Source organism: Roseinatronobacter sp. S2, from assembly GCF_029581395.1.
In the GTDB taxonomy this organism is placed as follows: Bacteria; Pseudomonadota; Alphaproteobacteria; order Rhodobacterales; family Rhodobacteraceae; genus Roseinatronobacter.
The window spans coordinates 1,338,782-1,359,993 of the sequence record NZ_CP121113.1 but is presented as its reverse complement, the minus strand read 5'-3'; the positions used below and the strand labels follow the sequence as shown (position 1 = coordinate 1,359,993).

General features: G+C 61.7%; 23 protein-coding genes. 13 read left to right on the top strand and 10 right to left on the bottom strand.

The features are described 5' to 3' along the window. Positions 1–81 precede the first annotated feature (81 nt). The 3 genes from moaA (at position 82) to P8S53_RS06410 (ending at position 3,006) form a co-directional block, all read left to right on the top strand. Entirely contained in the window at positions 82–1,086 is a 1,005-nt protein-coding gene (gene moaA / locus P8S53_RS06420; protein ID WP_277806313.1) for a GTP 3',8-cyclase MoaA, read from the top strand. Positions 1,087–1,457: 371 nt separating this feature from the next. After that, complete coding sequence (gene eda, locus P8S53_RS06415) at positions 1,458–2,099, top strand: bifunctional 4-hydroxy-2-oxoglutarate aldolase/2-dehydro-3-deoxy-phosphogluconate aldolase (RefSeq protein WP_277806312.1); 642 nt, start codon at positions 1,458–1,460, stop codon at positions 2,097–2,099. A 187-nt stretch (positions 2,100–2,286) separates the two neighbouring features. Further along, entirely contained in the window at positions 2,287–3,006 is a 720-nt protein-coding gene (locus P8S53_RS06410) for a L,D-transpeptidase (protein WP_277806311.1), read from the top strand. Between the two features lie 357 nt (positions 3,007–3,363). Here P8S53_RS06410 and P8S53_RS06405 read toward each other — a convergent pair whose 3' ends face one another. The 9 genes from P8S53_RS06405 to P8S53_RS06365 form a co-directional block, all read right to left on the bottom strand. Beyond that, positions 3,364–4,137, bottom strand: a complete 774-nt coding sequence (locus P8S53_RS06405) for a gamma-glutamyl-gamma-aminobutyrate hydrolase family protein (RefSeq protein WP_277806310.1) — start codon at positions 4,135–4,137, stop codon at positions 3,364–3,366. A 95-nt stretch (positions 4,138–4,232) separates the two neighbouring features. Continuing rightward, positions 4,233–4,781 (bottom strand): GNAT family N-acetyltransferase, encoded by a 549-nt coding sequence (locus P8S53_RS06400; protein ID WP_277806309.1) that lies wholly within the window; start codon positions 4,779–4,781, stop codon positions 4,233–4,235. A gap of 20 nt (positions 4,782–4,801) precedes the next feature. Further along, the gene (locus P8S53_RS06395; RefSeq protein WP_277806308.1) at positions 4,802–5,350 is read right to left on the bottom strand and encodes a GNAT family N-acetyltransferase; all 549 of its coding nucleotides are present in this window, start codon (positions 5,348–5,350) and stop codon (positions 4,802–4,804) included. A 126-nt stretch (positions 5,351–5,476) separates the two neighbouring features. Next, on the bottom strand, positions 5,477–5,746 hold the full coding sequence (gene rpmA / locus P8S53_RS06390) for a 50S ribosomal protein L27 (RefSeq protein WP_277806307.1): 270 nt from the start codon (positions 5,744–5,746) through the stop codon (positions 5,477–5,479). Positions 5,747–5,752: 6 nt separating this feature from the next. Next, a complete protein-coding gene (locus P8S53_RS06385; RefSeq protein WP_277806306.1) occupies positions 5,753–6,460 on the bottom strand; it encodes a 50S ribosomal protein L21 in 708 nt (235 codons plus the stop codon). 253 nt (positions 6,461–6,713) lie between these two features. Continuing rightward, positions 6,714–7,115 carry a hypothetical protein gene (locus tag P8S53_RS06380; RefSeq protein WP_277806305.1) on the bottom strand — a complete coding sequence of 134 codons (402 nt, stop codon included), beginning with the start codon at positions 7,113–7,115 and terminating at the stop codon, positions 6,714–6,716. Positions 7,116–7,391: 276 nt separating this feature from the next. Then, positions 7,392–8,561 carry an N-acetylglucosamine-6-phosphate deacetylase gene (locus tag P8S53_RS06375; RefSeq protein WP_277806304.1) on the bottom strand — a complete coding sequence of 390 codons (1,170 nt, stop codon included), beginning with the start codon at positions 8,559–8,561 and terminating at the stop codon, positions 7,392–7,394. Beyond that, positions 8,561–9,583 (bottom strand): SIS domain-containing protein, encoded by a 1,023-nt coding sequence (locus P8S53_RS06370; RefSeq protein ID WP_277806303.1) that lies wholly within the window; start codon positions 9,581–9,583, stop codon positions 8,561–8,563. The genes P8S53_RS06375 and P8S53_RS06370 overlap by 1 nt, the downstream gene beginning before the upstream one ends. Then, entirely contained in the window at positions 9,580–10,470 is an 891-nt protein-coding gene (locus P8S53_RS06365; protein WP_277806302.1) for a BadF/BadG/BcrA/BcrD ATPase family protein, read from the bottom strand. The genes P8S53_RS06370 and P8S53_RS06365 overlap by 4 nt, the downstream gene beginning before the upstream one ends. A 302-nt stretch (positions 10,471–10,772) precedes the next feature. On the opposite strand from P8S53_RS06365, the gene P8S53_RS06360 reads away from it, so the two are divergent. The 7 genes from P8S53_RS06360 to P8S53_RS06330 all read left to right on the top strand — a co-directional run bounded on the left by P8S53_RS06360 (position 10,773) and on the right by P8S53_RS06330 (position 17,573). Next, the gene (locus P8S53_RS06360; protein ID WP_277806301.1) at positions 10,773–12,026 is read left to right on the top strand and encodes an ABC transporter substrate-binding protein; all 1,254 of its coding nucleotides are present in this window, start codon (positions 10,773–10,775) and stop codon (positions 12,024–12,026) included. A gap of 64 nt (positions 12,027–12,090) precedes the next feature. Beyond that, complete coding sequence (locus P8S53_RS06355; protein ID WP_277806300.1) at positions 12,091–13,029, top strand: carbohydrate ABC transporter permease; 939 nt, start codon at positions 12,091–12,093, stop codon at positions 13,027–13,029. 9 nt (positions 13,030–13,038) lie between these two features. Further along, complete coding sequence (locus P8S53_RS06350) at positions 13,039–13,875, top strand: carbohydrate ABC transporter permease (protein WP_277806299.1); 837 nt, start codon at positions 13,039–13,041, stop codon at positions 13,873–13,875. Beyond that, entirely contained in the window at positions 13,872–14,897 is a 1,026-nt protein-coding gene (locus P8S53_RS06345) for a Gfo/Idh/MocA family protein (protein WP_277806298.1), read from the top strand. The genes P8S53_RS06350 and P8S53_RS06345 overlap by 4 nt, the downstream gene beginning before the upstream one ends. 20 nt (positions 14,898–14,917) lie before the next feature. Then, on the top strand, positions 14,918–15,919 hold the full coding sequence (locus P8S53_RS06340; protein ID WP_277806297.1) for an ABC transporter ATP-binding protein: 1,002 nt from the start codon (positions 14,918–14,920) through the stop codon (positions 15,917–15,919). A gap of 35 nt (positions 15,920–15,954) precedes the next feature. Further along, the gene (locus P8S53_RS06335) at positions 15,955–16,842 is read left to right on the top strand and encodes an N-acetylmuramic acid 6-phosphate etherase (protein WP_277806296.1); all 888 of its coding nucleotides are present in this window, start codon (positions 15,955–15,957) and stop codon (positions 16,840–16,842) included. Continuing rightward, positions 16,839–17,573, top strand: coding sequence for a GntR family transcriptional regulator (locus P8S53_RS06330; protein ID WP_277806295.1), 735 nt, complete (start codon positions 16,839–16,841; stop codon positions 17,571–17,573). The genes P8S53_RS06335 and P8S53_RS06330 overlap by 4 nt, the downstream gene beginning before the upstream one ends. A gap of 274 nt (positions 17,574–17,847) precedes the next feature. Here P8S53_RS06330 and P8S53_RS06325 read toward each other — a convergent pair whose 3' ends face one another. Then, a complete protein-coding gene (locus P8S53_RS06325) occupies positions 17,848–18,585 on the bottom strand; it encodes a FadR/GntR family transcriptional regulator (RefSeq protein ID WP_306417886.1) in 738 nt (245 codons plus the stop codon). Positions 18,586–18,749: 164 nt separating this feature from the next. On the opposite strand from P8S53_RS06325, the gene P8S53_RS06320 reads away from it, so the two are divergent. Genes P8S53_RS06320 through acuI form a run of 3 tightly spaced genes read left to right on the top strand, consistent with a single transcriptional unit; the run spans position 18,750 to position 21,188 of the window. Then, positions 18,750–19,499, top strand: a complete 750-nt coding sequence (locus tag P8S53_RS06320) for a DUF2182 domain-containing protein (protein ID WP_306417885.1) — start codon at positions 18,750–18,752, stop codon at positions 19,497–19,499. Next, the gene (locus P8S53_RS06315; protein WP_277806292.1) at positions 19,496–20,143 is read left to right on the top strand and encodes a DUF1326 domain-containing protein; all 648 of its coding nucleotides are present in this window, start codon (positions 19,496–19,498) and stop codon (positions 20,141–20,143) included. Before P8S53_RS06320 ends, P8S53_RS06315 begins: the two co-directional genes overlap by 4 nt. A gap of 52 nt (positions 20,144–20,195) precedes the next feature. After that, entirely contained in the window at positions 20,196–21,188 is a 993-nt protein-coding gene (acuI, locus tag P8S53_RS06310; RefSeq protein ID WP_277806291.1) for an acryloyl-CoA reductase, read from the top strand. Positions 21,189–21,212 lie beyond the last annotated feature (24 nt).

Below are 21,212 nucleotides of genomic sequence, written 5' to 3'. Positions count from 1 at the left end.
ATGCAGTCTAATGTGAATGATGAGAGAGAACAATCATCTTCGCGCTTGCCGCACGCATCAGTGATGGTTACCTTCGGGTCCATGACAGCACCACTTATTGACCCGTTTGCCCGTCCGATTTCATACCTGCGTGTCTCGGTCACGGACCGTTGTGATTTTCGCTGTGTCTATTGCATGGCCGAAAACATGACCTTTCTGCCCAAGAAGGAACTTCTGACGCTGGAGGAACTGGACCGCATGTGTTCGACCTTCATCCGGCTTGGGGTCGAGAAACTGCGCATTACCGGCGGCGAGCCGCTGGTGCGCAAGGGGATCATGACATTCTTTCAGTCGATGACGCGCCATCTGGACGCAGGCACCCTGCGCGAATTGACACTGACCACCAATGGCAGCCAGTTGCGCCGCTATGCGCAGGATCTGGCCGATTGCGGGGTGCGGCGGGTGAATATTTCGCTGGATACGCTGGATGACCAGAAATTCGCCGATATCACCCGCTGGGGGCGTCTGCCGCAGGTGCTGGACGGCATTGATGCAGCCCAGAATGCAGGACTGCGCGTCAAGATCAACGCGGTCGCGCTGAAGGGGTTTAACGAGGATGAATTGTTCAGAATGGTCGACTGGTGCGGCAGCCGCGACATGGACCTGACCTATATCGAGGTCATGCCAATGGGCGATCTGGGCAATGAGGACCGGCTGGACCAATACTGGCCCCTGTCAGATTTGCGCGCGCGGCTGACCGAACGCTTTACCCTGACCGATCTGGCGGAACGTTCGGGCGGGCCTGCGCGCTATGTGCGGCTGGAAGAGACGGGCCAGAAAATCGGCTTCATCACGCCGCTGACGCATAATTTCTGCGAAAGCTGCAACCGCGTGCGGCTGACCTGCACAGGCGAATTGTATATGTGCCTTGGTCAGGAAGATATGGCCGATCTGCGCGCGCCCTTGCGCGCCAGTGCTGATGATGCGCTGCTGGAACAGGCCATCCGCAATGCCATTGCGCATAAGCCCAAAGGCCATGATTTCGACTATTCCCGCCAGAAGGTTGACGGACAGATGACCCGCCATATGAGCCATACAGGCGGGTAGCGGGTCGAGTCTGGCCAGAAGGTCGCGTTGAGTGCCCAAGGCGCGGAGCAAAGGCCGCAGGTGGCCCACGCCATCGGCGGGCCGTCCCGCGGCCTGCCGATTTGGCTGATGGTGCTCCAAGCCTTTGAAGTAAGGATATGCCGCCTGCATAAAGTGAACTTCACTGGCGGCGGATCGGCAGACCCCGGCCCGACCGATGGCGCGGGCTTTGTCCATGCCCCAACACCCCCTTCAGCCCCAAAATCTCCCGCGAAACTCCCTGTTCTCCCCCGATCCAACTGTCCCGTGCCACCCCAGCCTTGCGCGGGCGCGTGCTTCGCGCTATTGCCGTTAGCGCAATCACCCCCTTTCGCCGCCGCAGGAGCGACCCAATGACCCCCACCGAACAAAGCGAACGCGCCCTGAAACTGTGCCATCTGGCCCCTGTCATTCCGGTTCTGGTCATTCATGATCTGGCCCATGCACGCCCCCTGGCCGAAGCACTGGTCGCGGGCGGCCTGCCGGTTCTGGAAGTGACGCTGCGCACGGATTGCGCGCTGGAGGCCATCGCACAAATGGCACAGGTCGAAGGGGCCGTACTCGGCGCGGGCACAGTTCTGACGCCTGCGCAGATGGAAGCGGCGCGCAACGCAGGCGCGATTTTTGCGGTATCACCGGGGTCGACACCGGCGCTGCTGGACGCGGCGCGCGTGAACGACATGGCGCTGCTGCCCGGCGCGCAAACCTGCTCGGAAGTGATGGCGCTGCTGGAGCAAGGCTATAGCGTGCAGAAATTCTTTCCCGCCGAATCCGTGGGCGGGGCGGGCGCGCTGAAATCCATTGGCGGGCCATTGCCACAGGTCACCTTCTGCCCCACGGGCAGCATTACGCCCGCGCTTGCGCCCGATTACCTGAAACTGCCGAATGTCGCCTGCGTGGGCGGCAGCTGGGTTGCGCCCAAGGCCATGATGGATGCGGGCGACTGGGCGGGCATCACGGCGCTTGCGCGCACAGCCGCCAGCCTGCCCCGCTAACGATCCGGCAGCGCAACACCGCGCCGGAACGCTGGCGCGGCCACGGGTGTCGTATTGGCAACACCCTGTCGCCCAAATGCACCGGCGCAGTCCCGCCTGCCCATCTGTAGGCTGGACGCGACGCGCTATAGCTGCGTATCACTGGGTTGAGGCAGGCCAAAAACAGGCAACCACAACAGGTTGCATCATGAACTTCATATCCCGACGCGGGTTTATCACCACAGGCGCAGCTGCATCCGCATTTGCATTGGGTGCATGCGAGACCACCACCGCCACCGCCCCTGCGGCCAGCCCGCGCATGACCGATGACGGGCGCGTCATTGCCACCACGCGCACCGAACCCATGTCGCCGGTTGCCGAACGCTACGGGATCACGCCCATCAGCTATGAAGCGCGCCCAGACGGTGCCCATACGCTGCGCGCCACCGGCATGAGCATTATTCCCGCCGAGTTTCACCGCGATGTGGTGCCCTACCCCACCCGCTACGGCCCCGGCACAATTGTAATCGACAACCCCGAACGCAAGCTGTTTCTGGTGCTGCCGGACGGGCATGCGCTGCGTTATGGCATTGCGGTCGGGCGCGAAGGGTTCACATGGCGCGGGACAGGCACAATATACCGGCGCGCGCAGTGGCCGACATGGACCCCCACTGCAAACATGATCCGGCGTGAGCCGGACCTGCGGCGCTTTGCGGGTGGTATGCCGGGCGGGCCGCAAAACCCGCTGGGCGCACGCGCGCTGTATCTGATGAGCGGGGGACAGGATCGGGGTTACCGCATTCACGGCACACCGGAATGGTGGCTGATCGGGCAATATGTGTCATCGGGCTGTATTCGCATGGTCAATCATGACGCGATTGATCTGTATAACCGCGTGCCCAACGGAACCCGTGTTGTGACGATCTGAGGGGGGGCGCGCTGCGGCGTGGCCGCGTGGGTTTTGGCCTGTTGCTGCCTTTCATCCTTGGACAAAGCCCGCGCTATCGGTGGGCCGGGGTCTGCCGATCCGGCGTTAGTGAAGTTCACTTTATGCAGGCTGCATATTTCGACATCTAAGGGCTGCACTGACGCCAGCCAAATCGGCAGGCCGCGGGACGGCCCACCGATAGCGCGGCGGCCTACGGCCTTGATTCCGCGCCTTGGGTGCAGGCACAATGTCTGCAAAAGGCCAGTTCATCCACCACGACGCCGCCAAATCACGCGCGCAGGAGGTTGCGCAACAAACACGCGCAGTTGAGATGCAAACCCCACCCGCACAAAACCCCTACGCGCTGAGCGGCCATGCCCTGCGCCCGTCGGCCCATGCGCGCACCGCGTCGCCAAACGCCTCGAACAGGGGGCGCGACACGGGGTCGGCACCTGCCTGCCATTCGGGGTGCCATTGCACCGACAGCGTGAAGCCTGCCGCACCCTCGATATAGATTGCCTCTGGCGTGCCATCGGGGGCTTGGCCGTCAATCACGACGCGTTGGCCCGCCGTCTTGATGCCCTGCCCGTGCAGGGTGTTTGTCATCACTTCCGGCGCGCCCATCAGGCGGTGAAACACGCCGCCTTCGCAAAAGCGGACCTTGTGGCGCAGGGCAAATTTTTCTTCCAGCGTTCCATCAGGGGGCATGCGGTGGTTCATCCGCCCCGGCAAATCACGGATTTCGGGATATAGCGTGCCGCCCATCGCCACATTCACTTCCTGAAAGCCGCGACAGACCCCCAGAAACGGCTGGCCACGTTCCACACAGGCGCGCACCAGCGGCAAGGCAATCGCATCACGCGCACGGTCGAAATCACCATGGGCGGGGGTCGGATGCTCGCCATATTCTTCGGGGTGGACATTGGGCCGACCGCCGGTCAGCAAGAACCCGTCGCACACATCCAGCAATTCCGTCACAGACACAAAACGCGGGTCGGACGGCACCAGCAGCGGCAGGCAACCCGACACTTCGGCCACCGCTTCGGAATTCATGGTGCCGCCAGCATGGGCGGGGTACTGATCATTGATCAGAAAAGCATTGCCAATGATCCCGACGACTGGTCTGCGCATCGCTTATCCTGTTGCAGTGATGGCCCAGTGTAGCAAACCCCGACAAAAGGTCGAGGGGGCAGGCCATAAAACACCCGCAACCGCCAAAGATTTGATCATTTTTCCTGCCGCCACGCGCTGCGATGCACTTCAAAGATATAAATCTTCTCCGCGTTACAACGTTGGGCAGAACAGGTGCCGATATAGCTGCCGGTCTGCACAAACCCCAAACGGTGCAGCAACGCCATAGATGCGGGGTTGTCGTGATAAACATCAGCACGCAGGCGGGGCAGTGTGAAACGCGCGAATATCAGGTCAATCAGCCCTGCCAGACAGGGCCGCATAATGCCTTGCCCCTGACACTCAGGGTCAAGGAAATAGGCGATCTCGCTGGTCTTGCCCTGTGCAAAGCCCACAGTGCCGATCATCGCACCATTGCCCGTGTCAATCGCCAGCCGGAAGGGCGGGGTGTTGCGCGGGGCCAGTTCTGCGACCAGCGCCTGCGCCTGTTCCAGCCGCCAGTCCACCGGAAAGGAAAACAGCATCCGCCCGACCTGCGGGCGCGTGACAATCGCACGCCACGCGCCCGCGTCCTGCGGCTGCAAGCGGCGCAGATGCAGGCCCGAAAGGGCGGGGTGGTGTATCGGTATTGGCAGCGGCAGCATGTGTCACCCGCCCCCCGTGATCAGGCAGACATACGCCGGATATAGGTCCATGTCGGCACGTTCGCGCGCCGCGCCACGCAATAGGCTTCCGCATCGCCCAGATAATCAAAGGCGGCATTGGTCAGCACATGCGCAGACGCCGTGTTGTCCTGAAACACTTCGGCAAACAGGGTGCGCGATTTGTGCGGGTTGGCCTTGATCACGCAACCCAACGCTTCGGACGCATAACCTGCATTCCAGAATGCAGGCGCCACCCAGAACCCGATCTGGCTTTGCTGGCGGTCCAGCGGCTTCAGCGACAGCAGGCCCAGCACATGCGCGGACCCTGTGGCCGACCCGTCCATGACCCACACATCCTCGTCGCGCTTGGGCGACTGGGCGCGTTCGATGAACTGCTCTGTCGCGCCGGGCGGCAGCGGATGCGGGATGGACCGCGTGCCTTCGGCGACTCGCTTGTCGCCCGAATGCATGGCCAGAAGCGCCGAGTCGGATTTCTGCAAGGGACGCAGCACCAGCCGTTCCGATGTCAGGATCGGTTGATCTGCAAGAATCAGGGTCGTCACGGTCATTCCACTCCTCCAAATAGGTCGTTTGCACGGCCGCAGCACTCTCCTCCAGGCGCGGGATGCCAGAAAAGAAGCAGGGCCGGCATTGCTGCCGACCCTGTTTCTACATCTTAAATGTAAAAGTTCGGCTTACTCTGCTGCGTCCACCATCGGGCTAATGGATACATAGCTGCGACCCTTCAGACCCTTGGTAAAGGTCACATGCCCTTCGGACAGTGCAAAAAGGGTGTGATCGCGGCCCATGCCCACGCCATTGCCGGCACAATGCTTGGTGCCGCGCTGACGCACGATAATGTTGCCGGGAATAGCGTGCTGCCCACCATAGAGCTTGACGCCAAGGCGGCGACCGGCAGAGTCGCGACCGTTACGGGAGGAACCGCCTGCTTTTTTGTGTGCCATGAGGGATTACTCCTTATCAGCTGCGAATTGTTTGGCCTGGTCAATCCAGCCATCACGTTCGATCCGGCCTTTGAATGACAGTTGGTCATCCATATAGGCAATCTCTGCGGTATTCCAAGCGGCAATCTGGTCAAAATGGTACACACCATTTTGATTCAGCAGACCTTCCAGCTTGGGACCGACGCCGGAAATCTTTTTCAGGTCGTCTGCCTTGCCGTCGCGGGCCTCGGTCAGCAGGTTCGTGGGCTTGCTGCCTTCGACTGCGGGCGCGTCTGCATCTGCCTTGGCGGGCTTTGCAGCTTTTGCAGCTTTTGGCGCTTTCGCTGGGGCGGCCGCTTCAATCGCGAAGCCCGACACAGACCCTGTGCCGATGGCGGCCATCACGCCGGTTTTATCCGCGCCGGATGCCAGAATGTCGGTCACGCGCACCAGTGTCAGTTTCTGGCGGTGGCCTTTGGTCCGCTGCGAGCTGTGCTTGCGGCGACGCTTGACATAATGGATGACCTTGTCGGCCTTGATCTGGTCGATCACTTCGGCCTGCACGGCGGCACCGTCAACAACAGGCGCGCCGATCACAGGCGCATCACCGCCCAGCATCAGAATTTCGTTGAACTGGACTTTTTCACCAGCTTGTGCGGCAATACGTTCCACGCGCAGCACATCGCCTGCCTGCACACGGTATTGCTTGCCACCAGTTTTAAGGACCGCAAACATCGGTCTGTTCCTTCATCATTTGCCGCGCCCTGTGGCCCCCGCGCATATGCGGGCGTTGATCTGCCTCGGGCGGCGTGCCCGCATTTGCGGGCAATACCCATACCCCGCGCGGACCGCATGCCCGAACGGAAGCTGTCCTATGCGGGAATCGGGGGCAGGTGTCAAGCGGGAGAGTGGGGGGATGGGGAGAGGGCACTTTCTTGATTTCGGCAAATGTCCGCTTCGATGAGGTGGGAAATGCCGGAGCTGAATGTCAAAACATCCGCTCGCGCCACGGGTGCACTTCAACCGCTTTCGACCTGTCCGAGTATTGTGGCCGATGGGGAAACTCATCAGGCAGCGCTTCCACAACTTCCCAGACATAGCTCGTTACCTCAAAGGGCACATCCAAAAGGTCAATGGCCTGACCTTTTACACCAATGAATTGAACGTAACCTTTTGCAAGTAAGGTTACGGCATGTCCGGCGTCTTGTGCGCCTGTAAACCGTTTCTGTTTGTGGTGCCTAAGATATCCTAGGATTATTCGTTCTTTATCTGTCAGGTATGGAATATCAGCTAAGAAAGCCTGCTTCTTCTTTGTGTGAAACGCTTTCCTGCGCCTATCTATGCGATAGCCTTCCGTAGCTTTCCATCCTTCTGGGATTATCGAAAACATGAACAAGCATCCTGAGAGGATGGCAACAACAATCGAAAGTGGTCGCGCCCATAATCCAACATCATCAAGACTCAGTGCGTCCGATCCATCTATCAACACTATCAAAAGGCTACCCGCGAACAGGCCTCCCGTAATCCTGGCAGGTAGTTCGAGTGCCTTGATCCAACCGGAGTCCACTAGCCGCATCCCACATATTTTGAAAGCAAAGATCAATAGAAGTTTTATTGCGTAAGCTGTCCTACGTCCAGACCGCAGTAACTGCCCAAAAAGCGCCCCCTACCCCGCCACTTCACGCACATCCTCCCCCAATGCCACACGCTCCCCCGCCTGCCAGACCGCACGCAGGGACCAGTCGGGGGACAGCAGGACCAGATCGGCGCGGGCGCCCTGTGTGATGCGCCCGCGATCTGTGGCGCCGATCAAATCGGCGGGGATGCGGGTGGCCATGGACAGGGCGCGGGCGGCCTCCACACCCAACCCCGCCAGACAGGCCAGTGATTGCGGCAGCGAAATATCTGCCCCCGCAAGCGTTCCGTCCGCCAGTGTCAGCCGCCCGTCCGCGCGCAGGATGCGCCGCCCCCCAAGGGTGATTTCGCGCAGATCCGTGCCTGCAAAGCCCATGGAATCGCTGACCAGATACAGCCCGTCCGGCGCTTTCATCTGCAACGCCACCGCCATGCATTCGGGCGCGACATGCACGCCATCGGCAATAATACCTGCCACAAGCGGGCTGGTCAGCGCCGCGCCCAGCAGACCGGGCGCGCGGTTTTGCAGCGCGCCCATGGCGTTATACAAATGCGTGACACTGCGCGCCCCTGCCCTGTGCGCGGCCAGTGCGGTGGCCGCGTCGCAGCCCGAATGCCCAAGGCTGACGATTGCGCCCGCTTCCGCCAGTGCCGCGATCTGGGCATGCGTGGCCGCTTCGGGCGCAAGGGTGATCATCAGCGCGGGCAGCGCTTGGGCGGCATCGCACAGCAGGGCCAGATCATCCTTGTTCATGGGACGGATAAGCCCCGCGTCATGTGCGCCCTTGCGCGCGGGGTCCAGATGCGGCCCTTCCAGATGCAGGCCCGCAAAGCCCGCCACGCCTGCGCGCGCAGCATTCAGCCCTGCGGCAATCACCTGCCGTGTCACATCAGGGGTGTCGGTGATCAATGTGGGCAGGATGGCGCAGGCCCCCAGCCGTGCATGCGCGCCGCAGATGCGCGCCAGCTGGCCCGCATCCGTTCCCGCACCCACCATGACGCCCGCGCCGCCATTGACCTGCACATCCACCAGACCGGGGGCCAGGATGCCCGCGCCCAAGTCCTGCGCGGGCGCGGGCAGTGCATCCCCGTCCGCGTGCAGGCCCAGAATGCGCCCCTGCGCCGACAGGCTGACGGCGGCATTGGCATGCATCCGCGTGCCGTCAAAGATATGGGCCGCTTTCAGAACCTGTATCGCCATCAGACAGTCTCGGTCACTTTGCGCAAATAGCGCGGGGTGTCGGGGGTCAGCCCGCGCCTGCGCGCAAGCCCTTCTATGAACGCATAGAAGGACACGACCCGCAACAACGGATCGACCAGCGGGTGCAGGGCCGCGGGCGCAGGCAGGGCCACCAGATCGGGCAGATCGGCGGTGACAAACACATCCGCGCCTTGTTGGTGCAGCTTCTGCGCGGTGGCGGCAAAACTGTCGCGCGCCGCATCTTCGCAGATCATGCCCAGCACCGGAAAGCCGCGTTCCACCAATGCGGCAGGGCCGTGCAGCACTTCGGCGGCGGAATAGGCTTCGGCATGGATGGCGGATGTTTCCTTGAATTTCAGCGCCATTTCGCTGGCAATCGCATAGCCCGCGCCACGCCCCAGCACGAACAGCGCAGGCGCGCGCACCAGCCTGTCGGACAGCGCGCCCCAATCGCAGGCCAGCGCCTGTTCGCAGGCATCGGGCAGCGCCTCCAGCGCGTTCGACAATTCGCGGTCATCGTGCCATGCGGCCAGAAGCGCCAGCCCCCCCACCACCGAGGTGACGAAGCTTTTGGTTGCCGCAACACTGCGTTCCGGCCCGCAATGCAGCGGCAGGCAATAGCTGCTGCCCTGCGCCAGATTGCTGTCGGGGTTATTGGTCAGCGCCACGGTTATCGCGCCCGATGCGCGCGCCGCACGCGTCATGGCCACGATATCAGGGCTTTGGCCCGATTGCGATATTGCCAGCCCCAATGTGCGCGGCAGCCGCAGCTTGGCATTATAGACCGACGCGACCGATGGTCCCACCGAGGCCACGGGAATACCCGCCAGAATTTCGCAGGCATATTTGAAATAGCTGGCCGCATGGTCCGATGATCCGCGCGCCACGGTGATCACCAGTTGCGGATCGAACGCGCGCAGATTGTCGGCGATAAGGCGCAGGCTTTCGGCATTGCCCTTCAGGCAGGCCGCGACACTGGACGGGATTTCCGCGATTTCCTGTGCCATCAGGGTCTGTGTCATGAAGATGTTTCCTTTTGTCTTGCGCCATGGCGTGCTTGCCAGATGGCACCATCAAGTGCGGTTCCTTTGGGGGCCGCGCGGTGCAGATACGCCCCGCCCTGCGCCATGATCCGGTCCAGCAGCACAGGCCCAAGCCCGCCTGTGGGGGCCACCGGCATATCATGCGCGCCAGCCTGTAAATGGGTGATGGCGCGCAGCAGATAGGCGCAGCCCCGGTCCAGAATTGCGCCAGCAACCGGGCAATGCGCGCGGTCATGTTGCAGCACCAGCGGCGCAAGGGCCGCGTAATCCGCAGGGCGTGCCCGGCCTGCAAAGCTTATGATCTGCGGCAGCGGCCCGAACTGGTGCGAAAGCGCCTGAACCAGCGGGCCGTCCTGTCCAACCCCGTCGCGCGCATGCAGGCACAGCCGCAGCGCTTCGCGCCCGATCCAGGCGCCGCTGCCCTCGTCGCCCAGCGCCAGACCATAGCCGCCCATCCGCTGCATCTGCCCGCCGCGCTGGCAGGCCAGCACCGATCCGGTGCCCACGGCCAGCACTATACCGTCATCCTGCCCGAACGCGCCCTTCAATGAGATGTCGATATCGCCCATGACGGACACCTGCGGATAGGGCAAGGCGTGCAGCAAACGCTGCGCTGCGCCCGATTCACTTGCGCCCGCCAGCCCCAGCACAATCTGTGCATCTGTCGCGGCCCCGTCGGGCAGCATGGCCCGCGCCATCGCAAATGCCCGCGCCAATGCGGTTGAGATTTCGCGCAGCGCACCATCAGGGTCGCTGGAGACATTGGCCGCACCACCGGTTACAACCTGCGTGCGGCGCCCGTCTGCCAGCTCTGCCTGTGCGCGGCAGCCTGTGCCGCCACCATCCAGTCCAATGAAGATGCGCATCCCTGCCCCCCTTTGAATTTCACAATACCAAAAGAATACCATATGAAAAGTGGTTTCTTGCGCATGCGACCACTGCAAAAGCCATGATGGCGCGATATTATCACGTTAAGAGTGCCATATTACTGCATGAAAAGATTGATTTTCCATGAAATTGACGGGTTTTTAAGGGTGTGCTTTTCAGCCATACGGTCGAATTTTCTAGACAAATGGTATTCTTTTGGTTCTATATACCACAGGGGACGCGAAAAGAAACGGATCGCCGGTCCGGCATGCTGCCCCACGCCACAACAAGGAGGACTGCAATGACGACCCGCAAAACCCTGATCCTGTCGACAGCCATTGCCCTATGCGCAACAGGCACAGTTGCACAAGATGTCACGCTGACAATCGAAAGCTGGCGCAATGACGATATTTCCATCTGGCGCAACCAGATTATTCCGGCTTTTGAAGCCGCGCATGATGGCATCAAGCTGGATTTCCAGCCGATGGCACCTGCACAATACAATTCCGCGCTGAATTCCAAACTTGATGCAGGCACCGCAGGCGATATCATCACCTGCCGCGCCTTTGACGCATCGCTGCAACTGTTTGAACGCGGACAATTGTCCGACCTGACCGATCTGGACGGGATGGAAAACTTCTCCGATGTGGCGAAATCGGCCTGGTCTACGGATGATGGCGATCAGACCTTCTGCGTGCCGCTGGCGTCCGTCATCCATGGATTCATCTATAATGCCGAGATTTTCGAGGAACTTGGCCTTGAAGTGCCCACCACCGAAGAGGAATTCTTTGCCGTCCTGGACGCGATTGAAGCGGATGGCGGCTATATCCCGATGGCTATGGGCATCAATGACCAATGGGAAGCCGCGACCATGGGCTATGCCAATATCGGGGTGAACTTCTGGGGTGGAGAGGCAGGACGCGCGGCCCTGATCGCGGGCGAAAGCAGCCTGACAGATGATGCATGGGTGGAACCGTTCCGCCAGCTGGCCCGTTGGGCGCCCTATCTGGGCCGCGGGTTTGAATCGCAAAGCTATCCTGACAGCCAGAACCTGTTCACGCTGGGGCGTGCGGCAATCTATCCGGCCGGATCATGGGAAATTGCGGGCTTCCGCGAACAGGCCGATTTTGAAATGGGGGCATTCCCGCCGCCAGTCCCCGCGGGGACTGACGGCTGCTTCATCTCTGATCATACCGATATGGGCATCGGGCTGAACGCAGCATCCGCAAATCAGGAAGAAGGACGTGCCTTCCTAAGCTGGCTGACTGGCAGCGAGGCATCAAGCCTGCTGGCCAACGCCATCCCTGGCTTTTTCCCGCTGTCCAGCGCCGAAGTGACGCTGGAAGACCCGCTGGCACAGGAATTCCTTGGCTGGCGCGAGCAATGCGAAAGCACCATCCGGCCCTTTCACCAGATCGTTTCGCGCGGCACGCCGAACCTGTCGAACGAAAGCTGGACGGCTGCGGCAAATGTGATGCGCGGCACATGGACACCGGAAGAAGCGGGCGAAGCGCTGCAATCGGGCTTGTCATCGTGGTATGCACCGCATCAATAAGTGCCATTTGCGGCCCCTGACCTGATCGGGGGCCGCGCCATTCCCGCCACTACCGGAGGGTTCCATGCCCCAGCCCCGCCGCCGCGCCCCGCGCAGCCCGATCCGCTGGCATATTGCCGTGTTTCTGGCCCCTGCCGTGCTGATCTACACTGCGATCATGATCATCCCGCTATTTGGCACGCTGAACCTGTCGCTGTTCACACGCGGCGAAGGGGGGGCGCGCGAATTTGTCGGGCTGGCCAATTTTGCCACGCTGTTTGGCGATCCGCGCTGGTCGGGGGCGTTCTGGAACGCAACAGGGAACAACCTGTGGTTTTTCGTCATTCACATGCTGGTGCAAAACCCCATCGGCATTGCGCTGGCGGCAATCCTGTCCACGCCGCGCCTGCGCTTTGCGGCCTTCTACCGCACGGCAATTTTCATTCCCGCAATCCTGAGTTTCGTGATCGTGGGGTTTGTGTGGAAACTGATCCTGTCGCCGCTTTGGGGGGTTGCGCCCAATTTCATGGACGCCCTTGGCGTGGGCAACTGGTTCGCGCCATGGCTGGGGCTGGAGCGGTCCGCGCTGACCACGCTGGCGCTGATATCGGTCTGGCAGTTCGTGGGCATTCCCCTGATGCTGATCTATGCCGCGCTGCTGTCCATTCCTGATGAAGTTCTGGAAGCCGCCGAAATGGATGGCATCACCGGCGCATCACAGTTCTGGAAAATCAAGCTGCCGCTGATCCTGCCCACGATCGGCATCATATCCATCCTGACATTTGTGGGCAATTTCAACGCGTTCGATCTGATCTATGTCACCCAAGGGGCACTGGCCGGGCCGAATTACGCAACCGATATTCTGGGCAGTTTCCTGTTCCGCACCTTCTTCGGGTTTCAGTTGCAGCTGGGTGATCCGCATATGGGCGCGACCGTGGCCACGGTGATGTTCTTCATCATTCTGGCGGGGGTGTCGCTGTATCTGTTCGGTGTTCAGACGCGGCTGCGCCGCTACCAGTTCTAGGGGGTCATCATGTCTGCACGCGCCAATATCCTGCGCAGTTCCGCCGCACATGCGATCCTGATCGCCTATACGGTGCTGGCATTGTATCCGGTGGTGCTGATCGTCATCAATTCGATGAAGTCACGCCGCGCCATTTTCAACGACCCGCTGTCGCTGCCCACGCGCGAAACATTCGATCTGGTGGGGTTTCATACGGTGCTGGAGCAGGGCAATTTCCTGCTGTATTTCCAGAATTCCATGATTGTCACTGTGGCATCGCTGTTTTTCGTGCTGCTGTTCGGGGCAATGGCGGCGTTTGCACTGGCCGAATACCGCTTTCGCGGTAATCTGCTGATGGCGCTGTATCTGGCGCTTGGCATCATGATCCCCATCCGGCTGGGCACGGTGGCTATTCTGGAAATCATGGTTGCGGCAAATCTGGTTAACACGCTGACGGCGCTGATCCTTGTCTATACCGCGCAGGGTCTGCCGCTGGCGGTGTTCATCTTGTCGGAATTCATGCGGCAGGTCTCGGATGATCTGAAGAATGCCGCGCGGATTGACGGGCTAAGCGAATACCGCATCTTCTTTACCATCGCGCTGCCGCTGGTGCGCCCTGCCATGGCCACAGTGGGCGTGTTCACCATGATCCCCATCTGGAACGATTTGTGGTTCCCGCTGATCCTGGCCCCGGGGGAAGCCACCAAGACACTGACACTGGGCAGCCAGATTTTCCTTGGCCAGTATGTTACCAACTGGAACGCGGTTCTGGCGGCGCTGACGCTGGCAATCTTTCCGGTGGTGGTGCTGTATCTGATCTTCTCGCGTCAATTGATCCGGGGCATTACAAAGGGGGCCGTGAAATGATCCGTGTTCTGGTAACGGGGCTGGGCCAGATGGGGCTTAGCCATGCGCTGGCATATGCCAAACTGCCCGAATTTCAGGTTGTGGGGCTGGTGAACCGGTCCGATGTGGCCCTACCCGATGCGCTGGCGCATCTGAAGATCGAGCGTGATTTCGACGCAGCACTGGCACGCCTGAAGCCCGATATGGTGGCCATCGCCACCTATTCCGACAGCCATGCCGCCTATGCGATCAAGGCTATGGAGGCGGGCGCACATGTGTTTGTCGAAAAGCCGCTGGCCACCAGCGTGGCCGATTGTCAGGCCGTGGCCAATACCGCCGCGCGCACAGGGCGCAAGCTGATGGTGGGCCATATCCTGCGCCATCACCCGACATGGATTGCGCTGATTGCAGCCGCGCGCGACATGGGGCCGCCCTATGTGTTTCGCCTGAACCTGAACCAGCGATCAAGCGGGCCGGCATGGGATATTCATAAAGCGCTGATGCAATCGACCCCGCCCATTGTGGATTGCGGTGTGCATTATGTCGATGTCATGTGCCAGATCACCGATGCCGCCCCCGTGGAAGTGCGCGGGATGGGCCTGCGCCTGTCAGATGAAATTGCGCCTGATATGTATAATTACGGGCATTTTCAGGTGATCTTCGCAGACGGATCTTGCGGGTGGTATGAAGCGGGCTGGGGCCCGATGATGTCGGAAACCGCGCATTTCGTCAAAGACGTGATTTCACCGCAAGGGGCCGTGTCCCTGCGCGCGCCCCAAGGGCTGGGGTCAGCCGATGTCGAGGGGCACACCGCCGCCGACCATCTGATTCATGCGCCCGCAGGACAGGGTGAATCCGTCACCACATTCGCGGACAGCCCCGGCCATCAGGGCCTGTGCGACTTGCAGGCCGCCGCCATGGCGCGCGCCATCGCGCAAGATCACGACATGTCGCGCCATATCAACGATGCCGTGCGGTCTGTCGCCGTCTGTCTGGCCGCCGATGAAAGCGTGCGCACCGGCAAGACCGTGCGCATCGCATAACCAATACCAAGGAGGGCCTGATGGGCAATCTGACACTTGATAAAGTCTGCAAGTCCTTCGGCACGGTCGATGTGATCCGCGAAGTTGACCTGACGGTGAATGACGGCGAATTCTGTGTCTTTGTCGGCCCGTCGGGGTGCGGAAAATCCACGTTGCTGCGCATGATCGCAGGGCTGGAAGACATCACATCCGGCGAGGTCAGGATCGACGGCACCGTGGTTAACACCACCCCGCCATCACAGCGCGAAATTGCAATGGTGTTCCAGTCCTACGCGCTTTATCCGCATCTGAACGTGCGCGACAATATGGGGCTGGGGCTGAAACAGGCGGGCCAGCCGCGCGCACAAATTGCGCAAACGGTGGAGCGCGCGGCGAGTATGCTGGATCTGGACGCCTATCTGACGCGCCGGCCTGCGGAATTGTCGGGCGGGCAGCGCCAGCGCGTGGCCATTGGCCGCGCCATTGTGCGCAAGCCCAAGCTGTTCTTGTTTGACGAACCACTGTCCAATCTGGATGCGGCGCTGCGCGTGCAAACCCGCATTGAAATTGCCAACCTGCACCGCGAGTTGGGCGCAACCATGATTTATGTGACCCATGATCAGGTCGAAGCCATGACGCTGGCCGACCGGATTGTGGTGTTGCGCGACGGTCGCATTGAACAGGTCGGCGCGCCGATGGAGCTGTATAAAAACCCCGCGAATGAATTCGTCGCGGGCTTCATCGGGTCGCCCAAGATGAACTTTCTTGACGCGCCCGCGCTGGGTGTGGCGGGCAAAAGCCTTGGTATTCGCCCCGAACACCTGACCTTGTCGCAGGATAAGGGCATGATCGAAGGGCGCATTAGTCATGTGGAACAACTGGGCGGTGAAACACTGATTTACCTGCGCGCAGACCCGCACGGCCTGATTACCGTGCGCCTGTTTGGTGAACACGCCGCCGAAGTCAATGACCGCGCGTTTGTGACCCCCGACATGGACCGCGCGTTCCATTTTGGCGCAGATGGACAGCGCCTGAGCATGTGATAAACCCGCAAAACCGACATAAAAGGCCCTTGTGCATGACCGAATTTTCCGACCCCCGCTACCGTGATCTGGACCGCTGGGACAGCCTGACCGCCCTGCGCGCCATCTGGGAAAGCCAGATGGCCGCGATTGCCAGCATTGGCCCTGCCCTGCCCGCACTGGCCGATCTGGTCGAGGGGGCCTTGCCCCGCCTGCGCGCGGGCGGGCGGCTGGTCTATGCGGGCGCGGGCACATCCATCCGCATTGCCGTGCAGGATGGCACCGAACTTGGCCCGACTTTCAACTGGCCCGACGCGCGCACGCAGTATCTGATTGCGGGCGGTGAAGCGGCGCTGAAGCTGGGCATTGAAGGCGCGGAAGACGACGCAGATGATGCCCGCGATCAGGTGACGCGCGCAGGTATTGACGCGCGCGATGTTGTCATCGGCATTGCCGCAAGCGGGCGCACCCCCTTTACTGTGGCGGCGGTCGCGGCGGCGCGCGCGGCGGGCGCGCTGACCATCGGGGTTGCGTGCAATGGCGGCACCCCCCTGCTGGACGCAGCGGAGCATGCCATCACCACCGAAACCGGTGCCGAAGTGGTGGCAGGGTCCACCCGCATGAAGGCAGGCACGGCGCAAAAGGTGGTTCTGAACATGATTTCAACGCAGATCATGGTGCGGCTGGGCCATGTGCATAACGGGCTTATGGTCGATATGCGGCCCCAGAACATCAAACTGCGGGGCCGCGCGCAGGCCATGGTCCAGCGCATTTCGGGTGTGCCTGCGCAGGCGGCCACAGCCGCGCTGGAGAAATGCGGCTGGCAGGTGAAACCGGCGGTGCTGGTCGCCATGGGCGCAACCCCTGACGGCGCGAATGCCGCACTTGACCGCGCGGGCGGCATATTGCGTGACGCCATGGCCGCACAGCAGGCCGCGCCATGACATTGCACCACGACCTGCTTGCCTCGCGCGCCGAAGACACGCCCATCTATGTCCGGCTGGCCGCGATTTTGCGCGAGAAGGTCCAGCAGGGGGAATTTTCCGTGGGCGATGCGCTGCCATCCGAGCGCGACATTGCCGAACGCATGGCGGTGTCACGCGTCACGGTGCGCAAGGCGATTGACCTTCTGATGCGCGAAGGCGTGCTGTCGCGCAAACACGGGTCCGGCACCTATATCGCGCCACGGATTGAACAACCGTCCTCCATGCTGGCGGGGTTTTCCGAAGATCTGCGCAGGCGCGGGCTGGTGGCGGGGTCGGTCTGGCTGGAAAAATCGACCGACACCGCATCGCCTGATGAGGTGATTGCCTTCGGGCTGGCAGTGAATGCGCGCGTCAAACGGTTCCGGCGCATTCGCACCGCAAATGGCGAACCGCTGGCGCTGGAACATGCCATCATTCCCGAAACCTACCTGCCTGATCATGACAGTGTGGAGAATTCGCTGTATGCGGCCCTTGATGCAGTGGGCAACAAGCCGGTCACGGGGCTTCAGCGCGTCACGGCATCGCTTGCATCTGAAGAAGAGGCGCAGAACCTTGGTGTGCCCAGCGGGGCGGCAGTGTTGCGGATTGAACGGCGCGGCTATCTGACTGATGGCACCATGGTGGAACTGACAAGATCGGCCTATCGCGGGGACCGTTATGATTTTGTCAGCGAATTGCGCGAGATCTGACACGGGCGTGACGGGGATGTTGGGGCATGGACAAAGCCCGCGCTATCGGTGGGCCGGGGTCTGCCGATCCGACGTTTGAGACACGCAGTTTATGCAAGCTGCATACCCCTACTTTAATGGCTTGGCGTGTCGCTGGCCAAATCGGCAGGCCGCGGGACGGCCCGCCGATGGCGCGGCGGGCTGCGCCCTTTGCTCCGCGCCTTGGGGAAATTCCAACGCCACGTTCAGACCAGCCCCCCCCGACCGGAGTGTTGCACCCCGATCCGACCATGGTCTAGGACGACCGCCTTGCGCCGCGCCGCGCGCGGATTTCACCGCCCAGTTCCAGCGTATAGGACGCCAGTTCGTCAAGGGCGGCAAGCGCGGGCCGTGGTTTGCCCGCCTCCAGCGCAAGGGTCAGCCCGTCATGCAGCGCAATGATGCGCCCGCGCGAGCGTGCGGTGAACGTGATCATGTTCATCAGCGGTTGCATCGCTTCCACTGCGCCTGCCAGATGCCAAGACAGCACCGGATTGCCCGCCGCATCGACCAGCGCGCGGTGAAACGCCACATCGGATGCGCAAAATTCCTCATCCGACAGCCCGTCCGTGCCCTGACGCGCGATTTCGGCGCGCAGACTGGCCAGATGCGCCGGTGTGCGCCGCGCGCAGGCCAGCGGCACGCAGGCACGTTCAAGGGCAAAGCGCGCCTCGCAGGCGGTTTCGAAATCAACAGTGTTCATGGACAAAAGCAGCGTGGCCGTTGTGACCATATGATCCTGCGCCTGCTCGAAACTCAGCCGGTTGACGAAAGCCCCGCCTGTGGCGCCGCGCTGGGTGCGGATCAGGTTTTGCGCGGCCAGCCGTTTCAGCGCCTCGCGCACGGTGGGGCGGGACACATTGAAGCGTGTGGCCAGATCGGATTCCGATGGCAAGCGCCCGTCAACCGGCAGATCGCCCGAAACGATTGCATCGCGGATGGTCTGCGCGATCTGTTGGGAATAGTCGCGTTCGCTGTCCAGATCGGTTTTCACCTGCGCACCTTTGCCATATGTCAGACAATTAACATTTGCCAGACCGTGAATGGCCTGATATGTCATACATATCCGAAGCCAAGCGTGCAGCCAACCCCCAAGGTGCCGCGCGCGCCCCGTGCAAAAGGCAGGTTTTCATGCAGCTTGCAGCCGGTTTGCGAAGAATGCGGGCACCGCACTGGCTGGGGTTTTATGGCATGGTCTTGCTGGCATGGGCGGCGTTATATGCCATGCAACTGCCGCCAGATCTGGTTGCGGCGGCCAATCTTTATGGCGCGGAATTCTGGCAGGCCCTGTGCCGCATTGAACCGGGGCTGGCAGGAGCGCCGAATATCTTTGTGATGTGGGCCTTGATGTCGGCCGCGATGATGGCCCCCACGGCACTGCCTGCATTGTCGACATGGGACGATCTGGTTCAGACCGGACGCGCGGCAGGGTTCGCGGCATTGCTGGCGGGCTATCTTGTGGTGTGGCTGGGATTTGCCGTCCTTGCCACGGGCGCGCAACTGGGGCTGGCGGGCGCGGGGTTTCTGAACCCGTTGGGCGAAAGCGTGAATATATGGCTGACCGCATTGCTGCTGGCGGGCGCTGGCGCTTATCAATTTTCAACATTGAAGGATGCTTGTCTGGCCAAATGCCGCCGCCCGCTGACATTTTTCATACAATACTGGGATGACGGGCCGTGGCGCATGGGGGTGCGGCTGGGGGCTGTCTGTCTGGGGTGTTGCTGGGCCTTGATGGCGCTGGCCTTTGTGGGGGGCACCATGAACCTGCTGTGGATGGGCGGCGCAATGGTGCTGATGATGCTGGAAAAACTGCCCCGGATCGGCGCGGTTCTGACGCGGCCCCTGGGCTACGGGTTGATTGCCGCAAGTGCTGCGGTTGTGATTTTTGAACTGGGAGGATGGACATGAGCGACACACTGGAAAAACCCGCCCTTGGCACAGTGCCTTGGGCGATCAGGGGCGAATTGATTCTGAACTGCAACTGCACGGTATTTTGCCCCTGTGTGGTCAGCCTTGGCAAACATGCCCCGACAGAAGGCTATTGTCAGGCATGGGCGGGGGTGCGGATTGATAGCGGCCATTACGGCGACGATGACCTGTCGGGGCTGAATGTCGGGCTGCTTCTGGAAATTCCGGGATTGATGGCGCGCGGCAACTGGCAGGCGGCGGCGTTCATTGACGACCGCGCCACTGATGCGGCCTATGACGCGCTGGTCAACATTTTTTCGGGCGCGGCACGCGGCACAACGGGGCTGTTTGGCATGCTGGTCAGCGAATTTCTGGGGGCCGAACGCGCGGCCATCACCTATGAAAATGACGGCGACAAACGCCGCCTGATGGTGGGCAAGAAAATTCAGGGCGAAGTCGTGCCCGTGCGTGGCGCGGACCCCGACCGCGAAATTGTTGTCACCAATACCGAATACTGGATGGGGCCGGATATTACGGTCGCCACGGCCACCAAGGGGCGCGTGCGCGCCTTCGGGCGGGTCTGGGATTTTGATGGCCGCAGCGCGGAAATCTGCCAGATCGACTGGCACGGCCCCGGCCGTTAACCACAAAAGTCGTTAACCACAAAAGCCGTTAACCACAAAACAGGAGAGCATCATGAGCTTCAACGCACTGATTGTCGAAAAGAACGAGGACGGCAAAACCCAAGCCAGCGTGCAGCAGATCACCGAAGACCAGTTGCCCGAAGGCGATGTGACTGTCGCGGTCGAGTATTCAACCGTGAATTACAAGGACGGGCTGTGCATCGGCCCCGGCGGCGGGCTGGTGCGCAACTACCCCCATGTGCCCGGCATTGATTTCGCGGGCACGGTCGCGGCGTCGGGCGATGCGCGCTACCAACCCGGTGACAAGGTCGTGCTGACCGGCTGGCGCGTGGGAGAGGCGCATTGGGGCGGCTACGCGCAAAAGGCCCGCGTCAAGGCCGACTGGCTGGTGCCCCTGCCAGAAGGGTTCAGCACACGGCAGGCCATGGCGGTGGGCACGGCGGGGTTTACGGCGATGCTGGCGGTCATGGCGCTGGAAGATCACGGGCTGAAGGCGGGCAACGGGCCGGTGCTGGTGACGGGCGCTGCGGGGGGTGTGGGGTCTGTCGCGGTGGCGGTTCTGGCCGCATTGGGCCATGAGGTGGCCGCCGTGACCGGACGGCCAGAGACCGCAGATTATCTGCGCAGCCTTGGCGCGGCCCGCATCGTTGCGCGCGAGGAGATCAACGAGACCGTCAAGCGCCCGCTGGAGGCCGAAACATGGGCAGGCTGCGTGGATGCCGTGGGCGGCGCGATGCTGGCGCGCGTGCTGGGGCAGATGAAATATGGCGCATCGGTTTCGGCAGTGGGGCTTGCGGGCGGGGCGGGCCTGCCTGCAACGGTCGTGCCGTTCCTGTTGCGCGGCGTCAACCTGCTGGGGATCGATTCGGTGATGCAACCCTATGACAACCGCGTGCGGGCATGGGGCCGGATTGCGCGCGATCTGCCCATGGACAAGCTGGATGCGATGATTCAACCCGCCACATTGGCCGACCTGCCGCAACTGGGCGCGGACATTCTGAAAGGCCAGATCAAGGGGCGCGTTGTGGTGGATGTGAACGGCTGATCTGGTGGCTTGGCGTGTCGGATG